Annotated in this window: 4 protein-coding genes; 1 reads left to right on the top strand and 3 read right to left on the bottom strand. The window is 65.9% G+C overall.

Annotation, left to right across the window (positions count from 1 at the left end; all coding sequences use genetic code 11):
- Window positions 1-97: 97 nt before the first annotated feature.
- The 3 genes from FLL47_RS42445 to FLL47_RS42435 form a co-directional block, all read right to left on the bottom strand.
- Window positions 98-1,798 carry an NACHT domain-containing protein gene (locus tag FLL47_RS42445; RefSeq protein WP_144128360.1) on the bottom strand — a complete coding sequence of 567 codons (1,701 nt, stop codon included), beginning with the start codon at window positions 1,796-1,798 and terminating at the stop codon, window positions 98-100.
- A 78-nt stretch (window positions 1,799-1,876) separates the two neighbouring features.
- A complete protein-coding gene (locus tag FLL47_RS42440) occupies window positions 1,877-2,518 on the bottom strand; it encodes an NACHT domain-containing protein (RefSeq protein ID WP_144128359.1) in 642 nt (213 codons plus the stop codon).
- Window positions 2,519-2,548: 30 nt separating this feature from the next.
- On the bottom strand, window positions 2,549-3,253 hold the full coding sequence (locus tag FLL47_RS42435; protein WP_144128358.1) for an NACHT N-terminal Helical domain 1-containing protein: 705 nt from the start codon (window positions 3,251-3,253) through the stop codon (window positions 2,549-2,551).
- Between the two features lie 295 nt (window positions 3,254-3,548).
- On the opposite strand from FLL47_RS42435, the gene FLL47_RS43505 reads away from it, so the two are divergent.
- Complete coding sequence (locus FLL47_RS43505; RefSeq protein ID WP_186316255.1) at window positions 3,549-3,707, top strand: hypothetical protein; 159 nt, start codon at window positions 3,549-3,551, stop codon at window positions 3,705-3,707.
- Window positions 3,708-3,761 lie beyond the last annotated feature (54 nt).

Below are 3,761 nucleotides of genomic sequence, written 5' to 3'. Positions count from 1 at the left end.
ATAGGACATCCAGCGTAACGAGCACCACCGACAACAACCGCCATCACCACGCCAGCCCGCACCAAGGCCAGCCAGACACCCACAAACTCAGGCTCGCTTAGCAAGACCGAACGACAGTTCGCACCCTGCTCAGCGAGGTGAGGTCGCCGAGTTCACGGATGGGCTCGGCCGCGTCCGCGAACAGTGAACGCAGGTCTTCGAGCTGACGCAAAGCGCTCAGGGACGTGATGGTGCAGTCATTCAGCCATAGCGTCCGGAGCTGGCTCAGCCGTGGTAGGAACGAGAAGTCGACCACGGCCGAACAGCCGCTGACGGACAGCGCTCTCAGTCGTCGAAGTCCGACCAGCGCTGATAGATCGCCGAGGGCGGAGCAGCCGGTCAGGTTCAGTTCCTGGAGCCCTTCCACCGCCTTTACCAGGGAGATGTCGTGAAGGTGCGGGTTCATGCTTAGGTCGAGACGTTCGAGGCGGGGCACACCGTCGATTCCGTCCGCGGTAACCAGGTTCGCCGCGCGGCAGTCGAGTTCCTCCAGGTCGGGCAGAGTGCCGAGGAAACGCAGATCCACGGTCGGTATGTCGACCCGGAACCGGCGAGCGCCCTGCAAGCTAGCGACGCCGGGGAGTGCCCGCGGAGACCCAATCACGATCTTGCGGTTGCCAAAGTCCAGGTTGGCGAGCACGCTGGTCGCATACGTCACCGGGTCGAAACGTTGCCACAGGCGTAGGAAGTCCTCCGCCGCCTCGTTGGCCTCCGGCCGCTGCGAGAACCGGTGGACGACGGCCATGGCGCGCGCGGAGCCGACGATGCCACAGGCGTGGAGCGACGCGCGCAACGCCTCGATGTCGGGGATGTCGCAGGTCCCCAGCCAGCTGACGAGTTCGTCGCCTAGGCTGGCAATTGACTCGCCCTCCGCATGGTTGCGCGGCGGCAGCACCTCCGGGACCAGCGCACGCGCCGCTGTCGCTGCGTCGTCGTCGAGCGGGCCGGCGGAACCGATGCACTCGGCCATCAGGATGAGAATCTCGCGGCGCTCGGGGCGGCGCTTCGCGGCCAGCGCGGCCAGGCCTTTCACGAGCCTACTGGCACCGGCTCGACCACACGTCCCGGCGGCGAAGACCACGGTGTTGCGCCACGACGGCAGGTGCGCGTGGTCGAGCAGCGTGTCGATGTCCTCGATGTAGGCGTATTCCTGTCCGGCGAGGAACTCCTGGAACGTCCGGTGTACGAACTGTCCCTCGCCCGCGCCGACGTCCCGGAAGACACAGCTGCGGTTCACGAGATGGGACAGGGCCTCGTGAGCGGTTACCGACGCCGTCGGCATCGTCTGCAGCCGGGACTCGACTACGTCGACGGCGGCCACCGGACCGGCGATCTGGCCGGGTCGGACGCGCCAAATAGGGATGACGGATAGCGACTTGTCGGTCATCGTGCGGGCAATTGCCTGGAGCACCTGAATCCGCTCGCGCCCGACGAACATCGAAGAGTCTTTGTGCCAGGCCAGCCGTGCCTGGTCGCGCCGGAAGACGAGGGCTCCGACGACCTGCTGGTACAAGTCCGTCCTGGTCTCCGGTGCGGAATCAAGGCATCCGGCGGAGTAGAGGGCACTCAGCATGGCGCAGAGCAGCGGCGTCTGGCTCAGTTCGGCCAGCGTTTGCCTCGTGGACATGTCGTGGAGCAACCGGTCACGGGAGACCTCGTACTCGTGCGCGACTTCCGGGTCGGCGTCGTCCAGAAGCGACTTGTACCAGTTGATCACACAACTGCGCGCCTCGGGCGGCTCCATCGGCAGGATCTCCACGTGCTCGAAGCGCCGGTCTGTGAACCACCTTTGGTTGACCCCCTCTGGCCGTGACGTCGCGATCACGTGTGCTGCGGGCTAGTCCCGTATCAATTCGGCCAGCCATTTCTCGGCTGCGCTCTTCGTGGCGTCGGAAAGCTCGTCGAACCCATCGACGATGAGCAGTGCCTGGCCGTCGCGCAGGCAATCAGCTATCCATGCCGCCGACCGGTTGCCGGCGTCGGAGGCGTGTGGATCTGCCAGGTGATGCAGACCGGGGCGGCGGGCGGACCGGAAAAGAGTGCGTAGCGGAACGTAGAACGGCACGACGTCCTCGAGTTCGCGGCGCAGGTTCCGTGGCAGGGACCGCGAGGCCAGCTTGACCGCCAGCCATCGACTGACGGTGGTCTTGCCACAGCCCGCCGTGCCGGTGACCAGCGCGCGCGCCCCGTAGCGCTGCAGCTTGGTGACCTCTTGCGCGGACTCGCTGCGATGGCCGGGCGCCGCGCGGCGACGGGACGGGGACCTGGGGATGCGAGCAGCGTCGTCGGGCACGGTGTAGCTGTGCGTCTGGTTGCGGATCTCGCCGTTGCTAAAAATGTCCGCCAGTGCATCCTCGACCATCAAGGGCTTGTCGGCCAGACCCCGCAACACCCTGTCCTGCGGGTCATACTCGCTGAAAAGATCTCCGGTGTCCCGCCGGCGGTCAATCAAGTGTCGTGCCAGCGGGCTTCCGTCCACGTGGCGTGCGCGCGCGGCGCGCAGCTGTATTTAGGCGCTGTGGATCGGCTGCTTGCGCAGCTTGTCGGGCAGGCTTAGGCCGAATAGCTCGATGGTGCCGTACTCGAGGGTGATATCGGTGCGGTGCGACGCCTCATCGCCCGCCGTCAGCTGGGCACCGGACAGGCCGACGGTGGGAGTGACCACACGCGAGATCGCTTCGCGCAGTTCCTCTTCCAGCCGACGAACGATTTGGTATGTCTCCATGTTGACGCGGGCGTCGAACTCCGGCAGCGCCTGGACCACCGCCGCGACATAAGAACAGGCGTGTGCCAGATACGTCCGCCCGTAGCCGAGTGCTGGTTCGGAAAGGGACTCGTGGTGCCAGTGCTCCTCCGCTCGTGGCACCAGTAGCTGGAAGAGCCGGGCGGAATGCACGTCCGACACGGCGAGGTCCTCGATGGTGTCCATGCTGTCGATGGCGGCCAGGACGCCCGCGACGGCGAGGTCGCGTTCTGCCTTTGGCAGGTTGCGGAACTCGCGCTGTGCGTACACCAATAGGCGCTCTTCGATTTCGAACGCCGCTTCCTCCAGTCGCGCGGCCACGCCAGACCGCGCCTTTCGGTTCGCCTTGATCTCGCGGATCGAACTGACCAGGCCACTGATGCCCTCGATGCGATCACCCGCCGAGGGAAAGGCCACCTTCAACGCGTTCTCGACGATCTTCTGGGACAGACCTCTGATATCGCCTGGCACCGGTGAACCTCGATCGTCCGGAGATGAGTTCGGGCTGTCGCATGACCATGGACATGTTTCGGGACGGCGCGAGCCAGTGTAGTCGGGGCAGGCGATCCAGCCGATGGTGCGACAGTCGCACGTAGCGTGGCATTTTTGTCAGATCTAGGTCATGGTTTGGCGTCGTTGCGTTCCCGTACCGGCGGCCGCGTTGAACCGGTGTGCGTCTGAGGTCCGGTCGCCGTGGCGAGTTCGGCGAACGCCGTGAGGGGTTCCAAAAGGCGACGCGATGGTTGACCTGCGATGATCTGGTTCCGTGGGGCGCAGCGCCTATCGGCCGCACCTGGCGTACTGCAGTAGCGCGATCGTCGACGGCCTGCAGCGCCGCTGGCACGCCAACGGCGGCCCGGCCTTCACCCTCACCATCAACACCCTGGCAGCCAAGCGGACCCGCCGCGGCGCCAGGCACGACTGAGTTACGACCCACCACACCGACCATGAGAGGTGCCGGACCGTTGGGCGGTCCGGC

The sequence above is a fragment of the Catellatospora sichuanensis genome, assembly GCF_007483665.1.
Lineage (GTDB): Bacteria > Actinomycetota > Actinomycetes > Mycobacteriales > Micromonosporaceae > Catellatospora > Catellatospora sichuanensis.
This window is presented reverse-complemented; position numbering and strand designations above follow the sequence as displayed.